Here is an 18,116-nt window from a genome sequence, read left to right as displayed (position 1 = left end):
CACGTCGGCGATTGGCTTATGCTAAATGCTATGACTAAGAAAATCTTATATAGAGAGACTTAGATTTGTGTATAACCTCTCACATACGGGCTATAAGGTAGCTGACTGAACGAATGCTGCCCCGCAGGGCGGCGAGGTCGCTCGGCTGGATAGGTCGAGCGACCGCCCTAAGAGAGGTGATTCGCATGAGAATCGACAAGTTGGCTATGACGTCGCGGGAGGCGCTGCAGGCGGCCATTGGTATCGCCGGCGATGCCGAGGCGGGTGCCGTCGAGCCCATCCATTTGCTGCAGGCCCTGCTTACCAGCGGCGAGCGCAACATCTCCGTCATCATCGAGCGTATCGGCGCCGACCCCGCGCAGCTTGCGCGCGCCTGCGCCGACGCGGTCGAGCGCGCCCCCAAGGTTTCGGGCGAGGGCCGAGAGATCGGTCTTTCGCGCGATTTGGTGCGCGTGCTCGAGCGCGCGGAGAAGCACGCCGCCAAGATGGAGGATAACTTTGTAGTGACCGAGCACCTGCTCATGGCGCTCGCTGAGGACAAGGGTGACGCCGGCCAGGTGCTCAAGGCGGCGGGCGTCACGCGCGAGCGCATCGAGGAGGTTTACCAGGAGCTTCGCGGTAACGACCGTGTGACGTCGGCTGATGCCAAGCCTCAGTACGAGGCCCTTGAGCAGTACGGTCGCAACATCTGCGACCTTGCTCGCGCCGGCAAGCTCGACCCGGTGATTGGCCGTACCGACGAGATCCGCCGCACCATTCAGGTGCTCTCGCGCCGCACCAAGAACAACCCTGTGCTCATCGGCGAGCCGGGCGTAGGCAAGACCGCCATCGTTGAGGGCATCGCTCAGCGTATCGTTGCGGGCGACGTGCCCACGACCCTGCGTGACCGCGACCTCATCGAGCTCGATATGAGCGCGCTTGTGGCGGGCGCCAAGTACCGCGGCGAGTTTGAGGACCGCCTGAAGGCTGTGCTCAAGGAGGTCGAGAAGTCGGACGGCAAGGTCATCCTCTTCATCGACGAGCTTCACACCATTGTGGGCGCGGGCGCAACCGAGGGCTCTATGGATGCCGGCAACATCTTGAAGCCGGCACTCGCTCGTGGAGACCTGCATGCCATCGGCGCTACCACGCTCGACGAGTACCGCAAGTACATCGAGAAGGATGCCGCCCTTGCCCGCCGCTTCCAGACCGTTATGGTCTCGGAGCCCACGGTGGAGGACACCATCTCGATCCTGCGTGGCCTGAAAGAGAAGTACGAGATCTTCCACGGCGTGCATATCACCGACGGCGCCCTGGTGTCGGCGGCCGAGCTCTCGGACCGCTACATCGCCGACCGCTTCCTGCCGGACAAGGCCATCGACCTTGTCGATGAGGCGGCAAGCCGCCTGCGCATGGAGCTCGACTCCATGCCGGTCGAGATCGATCAGACGCAGCGCCGCCTTACGCAGATGCAGATCGAGGAGCAGGCGCTCATGAAGGAGACCGACGAGGCCTCTGCCGAGCGCTTGGAGAACCTGCGTCAGGAGATTGCCGAGGTGCAGGAGAAGCTGAACGTCCAGAAGGCGGGTTGGCTTAACCAGAAGAACGCTATCGACCACGTGCAGGACCTCAAGGCCGCGCTCGACGACGCGCGCGGCGAGGAGGAGCGCGCCACGCGCGAGGGCGACCTCGCCCGCGCCTCGGAGCTGCGTTACGCCAAGATTCCGCAGCTCGAGCAGGAGATCCACGCGGCCGAGGCGGAGCTTGCCTCCCAGCGCGAGCAGGAGGGCGCCGGCCTCAACGAGCAGGTCACCTCAGACGAGATCGCCGAGGTGGTCAGTGCGTGGACGGGTGTTCCTGTGTCGAAGATGATGCAGGGTGAGCTCGAGAAGCTCCGTGACCTCGAGGGCGAGCTGCATAAGCGCGTCATCGGTCAGGACGAGGCGGTTTCGGCCGTGGCTGCCGCTGTGCGCCGCAGCCGTGCGGGTCTGGCGGATCCGGACAAGCCCATCGGCAGCTTCTTCTTCCTCGGCCCCACCGGCGTGGGCAAGACCGAGCTCGCCAAGGCGCTTGCAACCTGCCTCTTCGACGACGAACGGGCGCTCGTGCGCATCGATATGTCCGAGTACATGGAGAAGTTCTCGGTCCAGCGTCTCATCGGCGCCCCTCCGGGATACGTGGGCTACGAGGAGGGTGGCCAGCTTACCGAGGCGGTTCGCCGTCGTCCGTACAGCGTGATTCTGCTTGACGAGATGGAGAAGGCCCATCCGGACGTCTTTAACGTGCTTCTGCAGGTGCTCGATGACGGCCGCCTGACCGATGGCCAGGGTCGTCAGGTGAGCTTTAAGAACACGATCATCATCATGACGTCTAACGTGGGTTCCACCGCGATCGCCGAGCACTCGGGCAAAGACGACGAGGCCATGCGCCGCGAGGTCGACGAGGCCATGCGTGCCACATTCCGCCCGGAGTTCTTGAACCGTATCGACGACATCGTGGTCTTCCATCCGCTTGGTATGGCCGAGATCGAGAAGATCGTCGACATCCAGCTCGCCGACGTGCGCGAGCGCCTCGCCAAGGAGCGCATGACGCTTGTCATCACCCCGGGCGCCAAGCAGATGCTCGCGGTGGGCGGCCTCGACCCGGTCTATGGTGCACGCCCCTTGAAGCGCCTCATCCAGACCGAGGTGGTGGACGTCATCGCGCGTGCCATCATCGACGGCAAAGTGCGCGAGGGCGACGAGATCACGGTCGACGTGAACACCGACGGCGCGTTTTACGTGGTGGAGGATGCAACCGGTCCCGCCCCAACCTATGAGGTGCCGGAGGCGTAAGGACCCAGAGAGGCGTCTTAGACGTCGAGGGTGCGACCGCCAAACAAGTGCAGCCGGGTACGGAATTTGGCCGTACCCGGCTGTTTTGTGCCGGTTGGATTCGCTACAATACACCCGCAGCACATCTAGGAAAGGATCGGCATGGCGCTACCCGAGGCAGTGATCTTCGACATGGATGGCACGCTCGTCGATACCGAGCGCGTGAGCCAGACCGCCTGGCGCCGTGCGGCGGCAGATTTTGGCCTCGACGTGCCGGAGCGCATCTGGCATGCCTTTGTGGGCTGCTCGCTGCCCAACGCCCGCGCGATGATCAACGCCGAGTTTGGCGACCCGGCGCTCACTGACCGGCTCTTTGCTCACCAGCGCAAGCTGTTTTTTCAGATCGAAGACGAGGCGCTCGAGCCCTGCGCCGGTGCTCTGGAGGCGCTCGCGGCGCTCTCCGAGGCGAATGTGACGCTCGCCCTTGCCACCTCGACGGCGCGCGAGCGGGCACTTCCCACCCTCGACCGTTTTGGCATGGTGCCGTATTTTACCTCGATGACCTTTGGGGACGAGATTGAGCGCGCCAAGCCCGAGCCCGATATCTACCTCAAGGCCGCTTCGCGTCTTTCGCTCGATCCTGTGACGTGCGCTGCGGTGGAGGACTCCGTCAACGGTGCCCGTGCCGCTGTGGCCGCTGGCATGCGCACCTATCTCGTGCCCGAGTGGGCGGCGCCAACGCCCGACCTTACGGCCCAGTGCGCCGCGGTGCTCGACAGCCTGCACGAGCTGCCGGCGCTTGTTCTTGCAGAAAGGTAGGCTCATGAGCACGTCGGCCATTGTCCTCATCGTTATGGGTGTTGCCCTTCTTGGCTGGGTCGTTGCCTGCGCCGTGCATTTCCTGCGCAGCGGCCGTGCCCTTTTGTGTGCGAGCGGCCTTACGGCACACCTTACCTGCGAGTCTTGCGGCTCGACGTTTGACCTGCCCGCCGGTGAGCTTGCCGATATGTGGTTCTCCAAGTCGGCGAGCGTTACGCGCACGCGCCGCGAGGGGGCCGCGATGGTGGACGAGCCCACCTATCGCTCCTTTGCCAAGAAAGTTACCTGCCCGCAGTGCGGCGAGCGCGTTTGGGCGCAGGTTCAAAACGTCAACGAGATCAATGCCTCCCTGCGTGGGGCGTACCTCGCGTCTGGCCTCAAGCATATTGGCCTCATGCTGGCGGGCGGCTTTCTCATCTTGCTCGCCGCTCAGCTCGTCCTTACGGTTCTGCGCGCGCTCGGCCTACAATAGGAGCGTCAACCACCTCGATGTGAGGAGCGCTCATGAGAACCGTCTGCAACTTCTACTCGTATGTGCTGAACCGCGCGGTCGATATCTCGGTCGTGGTGCCTTCGGTCACCTGCCCGGAGTCGCTCGGCTTAGGGGGTATCACGCCTTCGCACAAGCTCCCTGCCAAGTTCCCCGTGCTGTACCTGCTGCACGGCTTTGGCAACAACCATGCGCAGTGGCTGGGCTATTCCAACGTTGAGATGTACGCCGAGGAGCAGCGCATTGCCGTGGTGACCATGTCCGCCGAGAACAAGGCCTATGCAGACGCGGGCGCGGACGACTTCATGCGCTTTGTGGACGAGGAGCTGCCCGAGTTTGTCTGCAACTACTTCCCCGTTTCCGACAAGCCGGAGGAGTCCTATATCGCAGGGCTATCCATGGGCGGCTTTGGGGCGCTCTTGCACGGCATCACGCATCCCGAGCGCTATCGTGCCATCGGCTCGTTCTCGGGCGGCGTGGGCATCAACCCGGTAACGTTTGTAAAGGACCCCATGGGCTCCAAGGGCGAGGAGGCACCGCTGCCGCATGAGTACGACCTCGCTGCGCTTGCAGACGACGCCGCGGCAGCCGGTCGCACGCTGCCGCCCCTCTACATTGCGTGCGGCACCGAGGACTTCCTCTTCCAGGCAAACGTCGATTTCCGCGATCACCTGGTGGAGCTCGGTGCAGATGTGACCTGGGACGAGGTAGCCGGTTTTGGGCACGAGTGGCGCTTCTGGGACATGCAGGTGGAGAAGTTCCTCGACTGGATCCCGCGCGACGACGTGTACGCAAAGATGGGCAAGCGCCCGGTGTAGGGGTGGTTCATATGGCATCGATGCCTAACACGCAGAACACCGCGCCGACGGAGCAGCATCCTCAGAAGACGCAGCCCAAGCATGGGGGCGCACCGCGCGATCCGTTTATTCGGGCGGAAAACGAGGACGACGACGGCTACGATCCCTATTCAGACCGTCGGCCCGATCCAGAGCCGCTCTTCGAGCGCGATCCGTGGGGCTGATTCCTGTAATTTGAGTTTTGAACGACGCGCCCGCACCGCTGGAAAGGACAGCGGTGCGGGCGATCTGTTGACATGCTTTAGAATCGAAACATTGGCAATGGCAAGTGCTTCGGTCGTCGCGCGCTGTGGCTACTCGACGGTGAGGTCGGCGCGGGCGATCGCCTTCTCAAAGTCACGCGTGCCGCGGAAGACCTCCTGCTTATAGGGGTTCACACCGAGCTTCTTAGCACGGTAGGCAATGTAGGCAAGGGCGGCCACATTGGCGGCGAGGGCGAGTACAGACACCACGAGGTTCACGGTTGGGTCGTTTACCGAATCGGTGGAGAAGACCGAGTAATCCTGGAACATGGGGAATACCTGGGCAAACATGCACCAGAGCGCGAGCGTGTTGGCGCGGTTTTGGATCCAACCGCCCTTGTTCCAGAAGAAGTTGGCCACGGTGGGCGCAAGCAGCAGCGCCAAGCCGCAGTACCACGCGTGGGTGGGCAGGCAGTTGTAGGTGTAGCAGAAGTTCCAGAGATCGTAGGCGATGATAAAGACCCAGGTCATGTCGGGCCAGAGCATGTCGTCGCGCTTCTTGGAGGTGTAGATGCCCCACCAGCCGGTCATACAGAAGATGTTTAGGATGCCGGCGATGCCGTTAAAGACGTTGTGCCAACCTCCCATGAGGGTGACGCCCTCGCTTGAGACCCAGGTGGTGCCCCAGGCGCGCACGGCGCTCTCAAAGTCCGAGACCACGGCAATCAGGATGTTGATGGCAACAATCACAAATGGATAGGCGCGGAACCAATGGCTCTTGCCAAGCGAGCCCCAGCGATACTTCAAAATCATGAAACCGATGCAGCCGGCCGTTGCGGCATAGAGCTTTGCGTAGTGGAACCAGCTGTTCATGTAGACATAGGTCGGATTGGTGAGCGCCCATTCCGCTCCCGCCGCCGCGCCAATGTAGATGGCGGCGAAGTAGACGGTAAGCGCTGCCGGGAGCGCGAGGAAGCATAGGATACCGCCGAGTTTGGAGCGGCGGGCGAATTCGTTGGCGAGGATGAGGGCGGCAAACACCAGCACCCAGCCGAGCCACTGGAACGGAGCGTTCTCCCCATACACTTGGAACAGCATGCAGCCTCCTTCGAACATGCCCCGAGGGGCGCGGTTGCAGGCGATAGCGCGGGCATGCGGGATAGGGGACCGTTCCCCGTGCGAACGACCCGGCTCGCCGATTTCAGTCTTGACCGGAGTTGACGATATGTCAATCTTGAATTTGACGAAACGTCAACACTTTCCGACGAACGGCGGTGCCATGGCTGATTTTCGCGTTATCGAGGTAAAGCAGAGCGTATTTGCCGACAACGACCGCAAGGCGGACGAGCTCCGTGCGCGGCTCAGGCGCGAGGGCACGTTTTTGCTGAACCTCATGTCGAGCCCCGGCTCGGGCAAGACCACGACGCTTCTGCGTACTATCGAGGCGCTTGCGGGCGAGCTCTCGATTGCGGTGATGGAGGCGGATATCGACTCCGATGTCGACGCGCGCACCATCGCAGGCGCGGGCGTGCGCTCCATCCAGCTTCACACGGGCGGCATGTGCCATCTCGATGCGTATATGACCGAGCAGGGACTCGACGCGCTTCGTGCGGAGGACCCCGCGCCCGTCGACCTCGCAATTTTGGAGAACGTGGGAAATCTCGTGTGCCCGGCCGAGTTTGATACGGGCGCCTCTGCCAACGCGATGATCCTCTCGGTTCCAGAGGGGGACGACAAGCCGCTCAAGTACCCGCTCATGTTCTCGGTTTGCGACGTGGTGCTCATCAACAAGATCGACGCGCTGCCGATATTCGATACGTTTAGCATGGACCGCGTGCGCGAGAACATTGCCCGCCGCAACCCTGCAGCGCAGGTCATTCCCATCTGCGCCAAGACGGGCGAGGGCATCGACGTGTGGGTAGAGTGGCTGCGCGAGCGCGTCGCCGCTTGGAAAAGCGGCGCCTAGCGTCGAGGTACGCGGCCGCGTCAGACGGGCGGCCGCGGCACCCATCCGGTAATGCACACTTCGACCCCGCCCCCATCTGTGCACCCACTCGTGCGATTGCACACTTTGACCCCGTCCCCAAATGCGCAAGCTACGTGCGAAAGGAACGAGCATGATCTTGAACGGTCCCGGCATCTCCTATACCGAGCCCGATATCGGCGCGGAGTTTGTGCCACCGCTGCCCGAGCATCCGCGTGAGAAGATCGTCGCGCTCTGCAAGCATCTCACCAACCGTACGCTCGGCAAGGGCAATCTCCTGCCGTACGAGTACTGGGCGTTTGAGAGCGTGACGACCGACGAGATGGCAGACGTGCTGCTCAAGCTCAAGGTGCGCCGCCCCTACACGTTTGAGGAGGTCCAGCGTGCGACGGGGCTTGCGGCGGATGTGCTGCGTCCGCTGCTCGACGAGATGAGCGAGATTGGCCTTCTGGAGTACAACTGGGAGAACCCCACGCGCACCAAGCAGTGGGTGAGCCCCATTTTGGTGCCGGGATCGGCCGAGTTTCTCAACATGCGTTGGGAGCAGATGAAGGAGCACCCCGCGACGGCAAAGTTCTTTGAGCAGGCATCAAAGGGCCCGCTCTCGCGCATCACGCCCATGGTGCCGCCGGGCGGTGCGGGCATAGGCATGCACGTTATTCCCGTCGAGCAGGCCATCGAGACCGAAAACAGAAGCGTCTCCATCGAGCACATCAGCCATTGGCTCGACAAGTACGACGGCAAGTACGCGGCAAGTCCCTGCAGCTGCCGAATGAGCAGAAGCGTGCTCGGCGAGGCGTGCGGCGACGATCCGGCCGACTGGTGCATCGCGGTGGGCGACATGGCCGACTACGTGGTGGAGACCGGTAAGGGCGGGCGCTACATCACGCGCGACGAGGCGATGGAGATCCTCCAAAAGGCGGAGGACAACGGCTTTGTGCACCAGATCACCAACATCGACGGCGAGAACAAGATCTTTGCCATCTGCAACTGCAACGTGAACGTGTGCTACGCGCTGCGCACCTCGCAGCTCTTCAACACGCCCAACCTCTCGCGGTCGGCATACGTCGCGCGCACAGAGGCGGACAAGTGCGTCGCTTGCGGCCGTTGCGTGGAGGTGTGCCCGGCGGGCGCCGTCAAGCTCGGGCAGAAGCTGTGCGAGAAGGCCACGGGCAAGGTTCCCGCCTACCCCAAACAGGAGCTCCCCGACACGGTTTCGTGGGGGCCCGAGAAGTGGTCGCCCGACTATCGCAACAAGAACCGCATCGAGACCTACGAGGCGGGCACGGCCCCCTGCAAGACGGCCTGCCCGGCGCACGTTGCGGTGCAGGGGTACCTCAAGCTCGCGGCGCAGGGACGCTATACCGAGGCGCTCGCCCTCATCAAGCGCGAGAACCCGCTGCCCGCCATCTGCGGGCGCATCTGCAACCGCCGCTGCGAGGACGCCTGCACGCGCGGACGGGTGGACGAGGCCATTGCCATTGACGAGGTAAAGAAGTTCATTGCTGCGCGCGACCTCGACGAGCAGACGCGCTACATCCCGCCCAAGGTGATCCCTCGCGTGGAGGGCGCCTTTGACGAGAAGATTGCCATCATCGGCGCCGGTCCGGCGGGCCTTAGCTGCGCGTTTTATTTGGCAGAGCGCGGCTATGAGCCGGTGGTGTTTGAAAAGAGCGCGCGCCCGGGCGGCATGCTCACCTACGGGATCCCCTCCTACAAGCTCGAGAAAGATGTCATCGCGGCAGAGGTTGCCGTTATCGAGGCCATGGGCGTTGAGTTCCGCTACGGTGTGGAGGTGGGACGCGATGTGACGCTCGCGGACCTGCGCGCCGAGGGCTACCGCGCGTTCTATGTAGCCGTTGGTTGCCAGACGGGCCGTCTGCCGGGTATTCCCGGTGAGAAGGCCGAGGGCGCGTTGACCGCGGTCGACTTTTTGCGCGGCGTGGCTGAGGCACAAGATGCCGGCGGCGAGGCGGACGCGCTTACCGGGCGCACCATCGTGGTCGGCGGCGGCAACGTTGCCATCGACGCGGCGCGCGCCGCCGCGCGTCTGGGCTCGCCCCACGTGGAGATGTTCTGCCTCGAGCAGGAGGACGAGATGCCGGCGAGTGCGGAGGAGGTGCGCGAGGCCGTGGAGGACGGTGTCCACATCAGCCACGGCTGGGGCCCTCTTGAGGTGCGTACCGACGATGCGGGCCATGTGAGCGAAATCGTCTTCCGCCGTTGCACACGCGTCTACGATGACGAGGGCCGCTTCGCACCCGTCTATGACGATGCGGAGCTCCGTACCGTTGCGGCCGACCGCGTGATCTTCTCCATCGGCCAGGGCGTGGCATGGGGCGAGCTCCTTGCCGGAAGCGCGGTCGAGTTCGGCCGCGGCGGTACGGCAGTTGCCGACACGCAGACCTATCAGACCGCCGAGCCCGATATTTTTGTGGGCGGCGACGCCTTTACGGGGCCAAAGTTTGCCATCGACGCCATTGCCGCGGGGCACGAGGCGGCGGTATCGCTCCATCGCTACGTGCAGGGGGCGACCCTCACCATCGGCCGCAACCCGCGGGCTTACCGCGAGCTCGATAAGGATGCCGCTGACCTGGCGAGCTACGATACCGCGAGCCGCCAGCAGCCTGCGGTAAAGCCCGACCTTGGCCGAGCCGACGCGCCCTTCCGCGAGTACACGGCCACCTTCACCGAGGAGCAGGTGCGCGCTGAGACCGCGCGCTGCCTGGGCTGCGGGGCGAGCATTGTGGACGAGAACAAGTGCATCGGCTGCGGCCTTTGCACTACCAAGTGCGCGTTCGACGCAATCCATCTGCATCGCGAGCACCCCGAGGCAAGCACGATGATCAAGTACGAGGACAAGCTCCCGGCGATTGGCAAGTACGCTCTCAAGCGCGCCATCAAGATCAAGTTCGGCAAGCGGGGCAAGTAGAGGAGGCCAGCGCGACCGTTGGGCCTACGCGCTGGGAAAGGAGCGCCGTGCACGAGCTCGGGATTGTCTTTCACATCATCAAAAGTGTCGAGGAGATCGCTGCCGAGGCCCGCATAGGGCGGGTCTCGGCGGTGACGCTCGAGCTCGGCGAGGTGTCGGGCATCATACCGAGCTACCTTCAGGATTGCTGGCGCTGGGCGTGCGACAAACATGAGGTGATGCGCGGCTGCGAGCTTGTGGTGGAGAAGATTCCCGCGCGCACGTTTTGCGAGGCATGCGGTACCACCTACGAGACCGTGGCGCATGGTCGCATCTGCCCCGCATGCGGCAGCGACAACACCTATCTCGTGCAGGGCAACGAGGCCATGATCAAAGAGATTGCCACGCCGGAGGAAGGTGCCTGATGTCGCGCCTGGTCGCGTAGGAAGCGCATTATTCAAGTTCGCGAACACGTCGATAGAACGTGGATGTGCTTATGCCGAGCTTGTCTGCTGCTTCTTTCGCTGTGCAGTGATGGCTCTGAACAGCCGACCAAAGCTCGCGCAGACGCAGGCCGTCTGTTTGAACGCGCTTTCTTCCTGCCCGTCGCCCTTCTGCCCGAGCTTGCTGAGCACCCTGCAGGCGTCGCGCGCGTATGCGTGCGCGCTCACGTGAGTAGAGGGGCAGAAGCAGGCGATACGCCATGGCTCTGGAGGAACTGTCTGCGATAACCGTCCCGTTGACCTCGATATTGTTTCCAGCGCATAGCGGCAGGAGCACTCGCTTCATCATCTCGGCGATGCTTGCGGACGTCTGCCCGTATGTCTCGACTTTAACAAGGCCATGGCGCCGGTTGCGTTCAGGTGCGCGTACGTAGAGATCATCGCCGCTATAGGGGCGAGATGTAGAGATGAGCCATGCCAGGCGATTGAGATGCCTCAGCCCTGCTTGATCGAGCAACTGCCACAGATCTTGTCGGTTTGGTGCGGGAGAACGCTCTTCGATAAACACGGGCGTGCGATTGTCGCGCCGGTATACAGTGCGACGCAGGCTCAGGTTCAACCCCGGGATTCCCTGAAACGCGGGATAGTCGACGAGCAGGTCGATTACCTCGTAGCGGGGATAGAATTCATAGGTGAAGGTCCCATCCTCACGCTCGATATACACCACGTCAGCAACAACGTGGGCAAGGCCCTCTCGGTCAATACAGATCTCTCCAGCAGTTCTTATCTCTTTCATGAACGCCTCCGATCCGCGGAAGTGGATAGCATCTCGTACGGCTCCTGCACGATTACGCGATAGCGTTCTTTCAACATGTGCATCATGAACGTTCTCCACGCATCGCTGGACATGGGCGTATTGTCCACGAGGTGCTCAATTCTCGCCATATCGCAGCGCTCATAGATGCGCGCGACTGCTGCGTTGCACTCTTGGAATGCAAGACTTCGGATGACCTGTGTGTAGGAGCTTTTTTGCCCGTTGTAGCGAATTTGCGAGGTGGGGAAGGTAAAGATGCGCTTTTCGGTCTCCTCGCGCGATGAAACGATGGAGCGCATTTCGTCCTCGTCTGTCAGGCTTGGATAAAGGCAAGACCCGTTATCAAATATCGGAGCAGCGCGATAGGAGCCATTGTGCTTGATGAACCCCCAGTTGGCGCCGTGACGATCAAAGTTCCCGAGCAGAGCATCGACAACATACATGTCCCAAAAGAGCTCTATGGTTTGGTTTACCTGGGTCAGTTTCTGGTTGTCGCGCAGCATACGCATGATGTCGTCGTACTCGTATTGGTAGGTGTCCTTATCCTGCTCCAACGAGCTTTCGCCGACATCGTCAAAGGGGACAAATGTCTCGTCGTCCCGCACAAAGTTCCTGCAGGCGACCACTTCCTCGCCTTTATACCAGCCAAGATGCGTTTCTTGTACAGGAAAGCCAAGCTCTTCGAAAATGTGCGAGCCAAGGAACTCGGAAAGATGGTTGTTTCTTTTGGTACCAAAACGGTCCTCTTTGCGGAACTTAAGCATGAATTCCGCTCCGTCAACCAAGATGCCGAGTTTTCGCTCCGACCCACCATAATACGTGTTGCTCTGTGGGTACATGGTGAAGTCAAAAGCGGGATACATGGCTCCTCCTCGTGCCAAAACCATATAACACATTATGACACAATATAGCGTGAACAAATATAAAATAGGAGGTAACACGTACACGTCATAATTACATATATAGTTATGACATATCAGCTATAATGCGAAAACCGCGTATGGCAAACGATGCCTGATTCAGCGCTCCGGGCGGCGCTCTGGGTACTTCTCGGTGTAGCCCTCGATGTGCAGCGTGCTTGCGATGACGTCTTTGATGGCGGTCTCCTCTACATCGGGGTGCGAGCGGATGAAGAGGATGAGACCGCTGATGAGGATGTAGAACGTCTCGTAGACGTGGTCGATCAGCACCTCGTGGTAGCGCGAGAAGTCGACGACCGTGGTCTCGCACATAAAGCGAGCGCAGCGCTCGGCCACGCGATGTACAAAGGCGGTGTAGAGCACGGCGTCACCATCGGCGGCGATGGAGCGCGAGAGGTCGGGGGTCTCCACCACCAAGGTCTTGAGCAGATGAGATATGCCGTCGAGCGCGCCCTCGATATCGCCCCTCACGCGTTCGCGGTCCCAGGCGCGCAACCGGTCGATAAAGGCGTCGATGGTGAGCTCGAGCGCGGCGTCAAAGGCCGCCTCTTTGCTGGGGAAGTAGTGGTAGAACAGCGAGCGGGTGCAGCCCACGCGGGCGGTGACGCTCGAGACAGATAGGCGCGAGAGCCCCTGCTCGGCGCAGACGGCCACGACGGCGCGCAGAATCTCGTCGCGTCGCTCGTCATGCGAGTGGCGCACGCGGCTGTGCTCGGTATGCTTTTCCATGGCGGCCTTCCCAACGGGGACAGAGGTCCCCAACGTGCTCTAGGGCGGGATGATGTTAGTTTGCCGCGTCGTTAACAGTACGTCAATACGCCGCATACCTACGTTTGAAGCCGGTTTACAGACTTGTCACGAGGGCGCGAGCATGCGCGCGTATGATGGGGGCAGCGGGCGCCGAGCGCGCGCCCGCTGCGACGGAAGGGGGCCGCCATGGACGGGCAGCATAGCGTTGTGGTGTTCGGCAGCATGAACATGGACCTTTCGGTGGCGTGTGAGCGCATACCCGAGGCGGGCGAGACCATCGCGGGGAGCGACTTCTTTACGGCGGCAGGCGGCAAGGGCGCAAACCAGGCGGTTGCCGCGGCGCGCCGCGGGGCCACAACCTACATGATTGCAGCCGTGGGCGATGACGGCTTTGGCCGCGAGCTCATGGCGGGGCTTGAGGACGCCGGGGTTGATTGCGCAAACGTGGCTCACCTCGCCGACGTCCCCACGGGCACCGCCACGATCTTACGCAGTGGCGGGGACAACCGCATCGTGCTTTCAGCCGGCGCGAACGCGGTGCGCACACCCGAGGATGTCGAGAGCGTGATTGATAAGCTGGCGGCATCTGGCGCGGCACCCATGGGCAGCGTCTTTATTGCTCAGGGCGAGTGCGATCTGGGTGCTACGGCAGCGGCTCTTGTGCGCGCACACCGGCACGGGCTTTTTACCATTTTTAACCCGGCTCCTGCCTGCAACCTGCCCGAAGAGGCGTGGCATGAGGTAGATCTTGTGTGTCTGAACGAGACCGAGTGTGCCGCCATCACGGGAATCATGCCGGTGGACGAGGCGTCTTGCACCGCGGCTCTCAGAAAGATAGAGGAGCTCACCGACGGCGGCATGGGTGTCATCACGCTCGGCTCCGCCGGGTCGGTCGCGCTTATTGACGACGACTTCATGCACGTGCCGGCCCAGCGCTGCGAGGCCGTGGACACCACGGGCGCGGGGGACACCTACATCGGCGTGTTCGCTGCGGCGCGTGCCGCGGGCGAGCTTATCTTTGAGTGCATGATACAGGCATCGTTTGCCTCGGGGCTCGCGGTCACGCGCTTGGGCGCGCAACCTTCCATCCCTACGTGGGACGAGGTTGTCGCTTGGATGATGGGTTGGTAGCCGCTAAGGCCGGAGCGTCATGTTGTAACAGGCACGCTGCTGCCGCTGGATTGGCGGGCAGCTGCTGGGGGAGAGGAACTGAGATGAAAAAGCTGATACTCGATCTTGATATGGGCGTGGACGATGCCATGGCGCTCGCCTATGCGCTGGCGAGTCCTGAGGTGGAGCTCATTGGCATCACGACGGTGTTTGGCAACGTGCCCTGTGCCCAGTCGGTTGAGAACTGCCTTGCCATGCTCGAGCTCCTCGGCCATCCCGAGGTGCCGGTCGTTGCGGGTGCGGACCGCGCGCTTGCGGCCAAGGTGCCCTATACCACGATGGTCGACGTGCACGGAACCAACGGCCTTGGCGGGGTTGCGCTTTCCGAGCCCACGCGTGAGGCCGTGGGTACACCCAATGCCGAGGGCGGAGCCGCGGTCGATTTTCTGCTGGACGCCGCGCGTACCTGGGGGAGCGACCTCATCTACGTCCCCACCGGTCCTCTGACAAACCTGGCGCTCGCCGCCCACCGCGATGCGGAGGCGCTGCGTGCCATTGGCGGCATCGTCTTCATGGGTGGTGCCCTCACCATCCCCGGCAACGTCACGCCGGGCGCCGAGGCAAACACCGCCAACGACCCGGAGGCGGCTGACGCCGTTTTGCGCTCGGGCGTGCCGGTGACCATGGTGGGGCTCGATGTCACGCACCAAACGATTCTGCCTTTTGACGAGCTTGCCTGCTGGCGCGCGCTCGGTACCCCGGCGGGCGCGGCCTTTGCCGATATCGTGGGCTATTACTTCAACTTCTACCTAGAGCATCAGGGCTACCTCGGCGGATGTGCCCTGCACGACCCGCTTGCGGTGGCGATCGCACTTGACCCCACGCTTGCGGGCACGCTCGCCATCAACCTCAAGGTCGATCTGGACGGACCGTTCCGCGGGCGCACCATCGGTGACCCTCTGCGCCTGCATGATCCGCAAAAGTCTGCCAAGGTCGCCGTGACCGTGGACGCGCCCCGCTTTGTCGAGCGCTTCTGCGAACGCGTGCGCCAAGCGCTCGGGTGAGCGGGCGTGCCGCCTCGTTAGCGTATGCAAGCGCGCATCTCGGCCGTACGCAGGGGTGAGTCTGGTACCCTTAGACTCATCTGGATATACGTGAAAGGAGCCCATCCATGGAGGCTTATAAGCAGGAGTTTATCGAGTTCATGGTCGAGTCCGACGTGCTCAAGTTTGGCGAGTTCACGCTCAAGAGCGGCCGCAAGTCGCCGTTTTTCATGAACGCGGGGGCGTACGTGACGGGCGAGCAGCTCAAGCGCCTGGGCGAGTACTACGCGCGCGCCATTCATGATAACTTTGGCCTCGATTTTGACGTGGTGTTTGGCCCCGCCTACAAGGGCATTCCGCTCGCGGTGGTCACGGCGATCGCGCTTCACGACCTTTACGGCAAGGAGGTTCGTTACTGCTCCGACCGCAAGGAGGTCAAGGACCACGGCGCCGACAAGGGCGGCATGCTTGGCTACGAGCTCAAGGACGGCGACCGCGTTGTCATGGTCGAGGACGTCACGACCTCGGGCAAGTCCATCGACGAGACCTACCCCAAGCTCATGGCGGCTGCAAACGTAGAGGTAAAGGGCCTTATCGTCAGCCTCAACCGCATGGAGGTCGGCAAAGGCGGTGTCACCACGGCCCAGAAGGAGATTGAGGCCAAGTACGGTTTCCCCGTGGCGTCGATTGTGTCGATGGCCGAGGTCACCGAGGTGCTCCACAACCACGAGGTCGGTGGCAGCGTGGTGATTGACGACGCGATCAAAGACGCGCTCGACGCCTACTACGAGCAGTACGGCGCCAAGGAATAGGCAGGTTGGGTAAAGCTAGTCTGAGATGATAGAGATAAGAAAAATGAAAAGGAAACTCGCTCTAGTGTTGATGCTTCTACTCGCGTTCACTCTTCCGATGTTTGGGGGGTGCAGCCCTTCAGCGGAGGAGCTGATTCGTGAGGACCTCACAGGTCATTTCGAAAAATTGAAATCCGAGGACGAGGATCTACTGGCTCTTATAGGTCAGAATTCGGGTGATTCGCTTGAGCAGCTCGGTATCAACGTTGACGAGTTTGTCCATTCCGCTTTGGAAGGGTTTGATTACGCCATCGATGAAGTCGTCGTTGACGATAGAGCCGCGCGAGCTGATGTGACGTTAACCATCAAGCCGATAAGTGACATTCTCCAGGAATTTCAGATTAAGTATGCTGAATACCTGGTGGACAATGAGTCTGCTGACAGCACAACGCGCATGCAACAAGCTGGCGCGATTTTGCTAAATGTTGTCGATGGTACTTCAGTTGAGGAACAGAAGGCATCGTTTACCTACTCGCAGGATGATGAAGGAATTTGGCATATCGACGATGACATTGTTAGCGAGCTTACTCAGGCAATGATGTAGATAGGCTTTCGTCAAAAACAGATTGGCACTGTCTTTATGCATTATGAGCCCCGCGCTCGAATATACGAAACGCCGGGCTCATAATGTTCTCAGCTATATTTAGATTGCCAACTCTTCACGCCAACGTGTTAGTTGCTAAAAGTCGAAATGTACTCACCTATCGGCTTGGCGTCAAGGTGCCATACCCCATTTTCGTCAGGCATGTTCCCCATGAGGGTTACGTCGCATTTTTCGAATTGATCCTTTATTTCGTTGGAGACGAGCCCGTAGATGAAAACATTCCCGCCCATGAGCGGACCAATTTCATAATTGTGCCCGGTTTCCGTATCTACTACTATATCTGGCTCAATGTCGTAAGTGTCATTTATTTTGTAGCTTGCAGTTAAATGAGCCGTCTTGCCGCTGCCCACTGACTGCGCTGCAGTACCAATGTTTTTAACAGTGGCCCTTATTACGAAATAAGACGCACCTTCGGTCCGCTGGCCGACGGTTGAGGTCCAGCCATCCCCATGTAGTACAACTTCGTCTAGCCACTCTGCGGAATCGAGTGTCACTTCAAACATGTCGGGAATGGTGAATGTTTCTCCGACTCCAACGTGAGTTGGGCCACTGGCGTCAACGTTATGTCCGGTTGAATCGTTGACGTCTCCTACCGTCACACTGCCACTATTTGACGTGGTCGCTGAGCATCCAGCGACTAGTACAACCGAAGCTGATAACACGAGTGCAATAAAAAGTTTGGTAATCCTCATGTCGTCAATTCCTCCAATGCTTTCGTATGAAGATTGAAGCTTGTCTAGTTTTTGCCGATTCAAGAATACATTATATGTGCCTATTTGCAGATTCATCTACGCGGTCGCGTGGCGAGGATGCGCGCAGAGAAGAACTCGGGATGCTGACGCGAGTAGATGACCTCAAACTGGTTGCCGGTTGAAGCAAAGGTATGGGACTCTACAAAAGCCAGGTAGGTATTGGGGTCCAAGGAGAGAAGCTCGCCGTCTGTCGCGCCCGCTTTGCGCATGGTGATGGTGCGTTTGCTGGTGAGGATCTCTATGCCGAGCGTCCCTTCGATATGGGCGTAGGTGCCGGTGACGGCAATCTCGGGCGTGATGCCGGGAACCTCAAGTTCGGAGGTATAGGTCTCCTCTACAGCCACGGGGTCCCCGCTCGCTATACGCAGGCGCAAGAGATGGACGAGCGGTGTACCCGGCGCAAAGCCCGTTGTCTCAGATAGAGTGTCGTTTGTCGTTATGCGCTCAAAGGTGAGCAGGCGCGTCTTGGGGATGAGGCCGCGTGCCGCGCAAATCTCGGGGAAGGTGTCGATTCCGCCGGTGGCATAGCCCTGCACGCCTGTGGGCTCTGGCTGCCAGATGACGGTGACTCCGCGACCTTGGCGCGCCTGAACGTAGCCCTCTTGAGCGAGCTCCGCAAGCGCACGGCGCACGGGGGCGTGCGAACAGCCAAAGCGTTTGCAGAGCTCAACCTCGGTAGGCAGCAGCGTCTGAAACGGGTGCGCTCCGGCACGAATCTCATCGCGGAGCGTTGCGGCTATGGAGTGATAGATGCTCTTCATGGTTTGGAACTCGCAATCTGTTGATTTATACGA

At 61.1% G+C, this 18,116-nt stretch carries 18 protein-coding genes; 12 read left to right on the top strand and 6 right to left on the bottom strand.

What is annotated here, in order from left to right:
- The first annotated feature begins 185 nt into the window (after positions 1-185).
- The 5 genes from clpB (at position 186) to B5F89_RS04555 (ending at position 5,122) form a co-directional block, all read left to right on the top strand.
- A complete protein-coding gene (gene clpB, locus B5F89_RS04575) occupies positions 186-2,813 on the top strand; it encodes an ATP-dependent chaperone ClpB (protein ID WP_087430622.1) in 2,628 nt (875 codons plus the stop codon).
- A gap of 141 nt (positions 2,814-2,954) precedes the next feature.
- Positions 2,955-3,611, top strand: coding sequence for an HAD family phosphatase (locus tag B5F89_RS04570; RefSeq protein ID WP_087430621.1), 657 nt, complete (start codon positions 2,955-2,957; stop codon positions 3,609-3,611).
- A gap of 4 nt (positions 3,612-3,615) precedes the next feature.
- Positions 3,616-4,083 (top strand): hypothetical protein, encoded by a 468-nt coding sequence (locus tag B5F89_RS04565; protein WP_087430620.1) that lies wholly within the window; start codon positions 3,616-3,618, stop codon positions 4,081-4,083.
- A 32-nt stretch (positions 4,084-4,115) separates the two neighbouring features.
- Positions 4,116-4,919 carry an alpha/beta hydrolase family protein gene (locus B5F89_RS04560; RefSeq protein ID WP_087430619.1) on the top strand — a complete coding sequence of 268 codons (804 nt, stop codon included), beginning with the start codon at positions 4,116-4,118 and terminating at the stop codon, positions 4,917-4,919.
- Between the two features lie 11 nt (positions 4,920-4,930).
- Positions 4,931-5,122, top strand: coding sequence for a hypothetical protein (locus B5F89_RS04555; protein WP_087430618.1), 192 nt, complete (start codon positions 4,931-4,933; stop codon positions 5,120-5,122).
- Positions 5,123-5,251: 129 nt separating this feature from the next.
- On the opposite strand, the gene B5F89_RS04550 is transcribed toward B5F89_RS04555, so the two are convergent.
- The gene (locus B5F89_RS04550) at positions 5,252-6,238 is read right to left on the bottom strand and encodes a DUF5692 family protein (RefSeq protein ID WP_087430617.1); all 987 of its coding nucleotides are present in this window, start codon (positions 6,236-6,238) and stop codon (positions 5,252-5,254) included.
- Between the two features lie 181 nt (positions 6,239-6,419).
- Here B5F89_RS04550 and hypB point away from each other — a divergent pair, with 181 nt between their 5' ends.
- The 3 genes from hypB (at position 6,420) to B5F89_RS04535 (ending at position 10,460) form a co-directional block, all read left to right on the top strand.
- Positions 6,420-7,106 (top strand): hydrogenase nickel incorporation protein HypB, encoded by a 687-nt coding sequence (hypB, locus tag B5F89_RS04545; protein WP_087430616.1) that lies wholly within the window; start codon positions 6,420-6,422, stop codon positions 7,104-7,106.
- Positions 7,107-7,257: 151 nt separating this feature from the next.
- Positions 7,258-10,056 (top strand): FAD-dependent oxidoreductase, encoded by a 2,799-nt coding sequence (locus B5F89_RS04540; protein ID WP_087430615.1) that lies wholly within the window; start codon positions 7,258-7,260, stop codon positions 10,054-10,056.
- 47 nt (positions 10,057-10,103) lie between these two features.
- Positions 10,104-10,460, top strand: a complete 357-nt coding sequence (locus B5F89_RS04535) for a hydrogenase maturation nickel metallochaperone HypA (RefSeq protein WP_087430614.1) — start codon at positions 10,104-10,106, stop codon at positions 10,458-10,460.
- A 28-nt stretch (positions 10,461-10,488) separates the two neighbouring features.
- Here the strand turns inward: B5F89_RS04535 and B5F89_RS04530 are convergent, their stop codons facing one another.
- The 3 genes from B5F89_RS04530 to B5F89_RS04520 form a co-directional block, all read right to left on the bottom strand.
- A complete protein-coding gene (locus B5F89_RS04530; RefSeq protein WP_087430613.1) occupies positions 10,489-11,274 on the bottom strand; it encodes a hypothetical protein in 786 nt (261 codons plus the stop codon).
- Entirely contained in the window at positions 11,271-12,155 is an 885-nt protein-coding gene (locus tag B5F89_RS04525; protein WP_087430612.1) for a HipA domain-containing protein, read from the bottom strand. The genes B5F89_RS04530 and B5F89_RS04525 overlap by 4 nt, the downstream gene beginning before the upstream one ends.
- Before the next feature lie 156 nt (positions 12,156-12,311).
- Entirely contained in the window at positions 12,312-12,941 is a 630-nt protein-coding gene (locus B5F89_RS04520; RefSeq protein WP_087430611.1) for a TetR/AcrR family transcriptional regulator, read from the bottom strand.
- A 207-nt stretch (positions 12,942-13,148) separates the two neighbouring features.
- Between B5F89_RS04520 and B5F89_RS04515 the strand changes: the two genes are divergently transcribed.
- The 4 genes from B5F89_RS04515 (at position 13,149) to B5F89_RS04500 (ending at position 16,510) form a co-directional block, all read left to right on the top strand.
- A complete protein-coding gene (locus B5F89_RS04515; protein WP_087430610.1) occupies positions 13,149-14,093 on the top strand; it encodes a ribokinase in 945 nt (314 codons plus the stop codon).
- Positions 14,094-14,176: 83 nt separating this feature from the next.
- On the top strand, positions 14,177-15,136 hold the full coding sequence (locus B5F89_RS04510; protein ID WP_087430609.1) for a nucleoside hydrolase: 960 nt from the start codon (positions 14,177-14,179) through the stop codon (positions 15,134-15,136).
- A 107-nt stretch (positions 15,137-15,243) separates the two neighbouring features.
- A complete protein-coding gene (gene pyrE, locus B5F89_RS04505; RefSeq protein WP_087430608.1) occupies positions 15,244-15,927 on the top strand; it encodes an orotate phosphoribosyltransferase in 684 nt (227 codons plus the stop codon).
- Between the two features lie 64 nt (positions 15,928-15,991).
- The gene (locus B5F89_RS04500; RefSeq protein WP_143758337.1) at positions 15,992-16,510 is read left to right on the top strand and encodes a hypothetical protein; all 519 of its coding nucleotides are present in this window, start codon (positions 15,992-15,994) and stop codon (positions 16,508-16,510) included.
- A 128-nt stretch (positions 16,511-16,638) separates the two neighbouring features.
- Here B5F89_RS04500 and B5F89_RS04495 read toward each other — a convergent pair whose 3' ends face one another.
- Positions 16,639-17,262, bottom strand: a complete 624-nt coding sequence (locus tag B5F89_RS04495; RefSeq protein ID WP_143758336.1) for a hypothetical protein — start codon at positions 17,260-17,262, stop codon at positions 16,639-16,641.
- 92 nt (positions 17,263-17,354) lie between these two features.
- Positions 17,355-18,083 carry a GntR family transcriptional regulator gene (locus B5F89_RS04490; protein WP_087430605.1) on the bottom strand — a complete coding sequence of 243 codons (729 nt, stop codon included), beginning with the start codon at positions 18,081-18,083 and terminating at the stop codon, positions 17,355-17,357.
- Positions 18,084-18,116: the final 33 nt, after the last annotated feature.

It is taken from the genome of Collinsella sp. An307 (assembly GCF_002161805.1).
Lineage (GTDB): Bacteria > Actinomycetota > Coriobacteriia > Coriobacteriales > Coriobacteriaceae > Coprousia.
This window is presented reverse-complemented; position numbering and strand designations above follow the sequence as displayed.